This is a genomic window from Actinomadura sp. BRA 177, from assembly GCF_013372625.1.
GTDB lineage: Bacteria > Actinomycetota > Actinomycetes > Streptosporangiales > Streptosporangiaceae > Spirillospora.
In genome coordinates, this window is the sequence record NZ_JABXFD010000017.1 from 1 (window position 1) to 448 (window position 448).

1 pseudogene is annotated in these 448 nt (G+C 75.2%); it reads right to left on the bottom strand.

The features are described 5' to 3' along the window. Positions 1-448, bottom strand: a pseudogene (locus HUX53_RS00065) (RNA degradosome polyphosphate kinase); the annotation flags it as partial.

The following is a 448-nucleotide window of genomic DNA, read 5'->3' on the forward strand; positions in this document are numbered from 1 at the left end:
TCGGGTCGGATGGGTATACGGCGCTGGTAGAGGTGCTGCGGGGGGGCGACGAGCGTCTCGCCGGGCCGCGGCCGGGCCCGCGTCCACGTGCCGTCGCCGGCGAGCGCCGGCGCGTGGGTGCCGGGATCCATGGCGCGGTCGAGCAGGGCGAGCAGGTCGTCGCGCTGCGCCAGGTCGGTGACGGTGACGCGGGCCTCGACGCGGCGGTCCAGGTTGCGGTGCATGAGGTCGGAGCTGCCGAGCCACACCTCGGGCTCGCCGCCGTTCTCGAACGCGAACACGCGGGAGTGCTCCAGGAACCGGACGAGGACGATGCGCACGCGGATCATGTCCGACAGGCCGGGCACGCCGGGACGCCGCGCGCAGATGCCGCGCACCCCGACGTCCACCCGCACCCCACCCCGCGCACCCCGGGACAGCGCGTCCCAGAACACCCTCTCCCACGAGG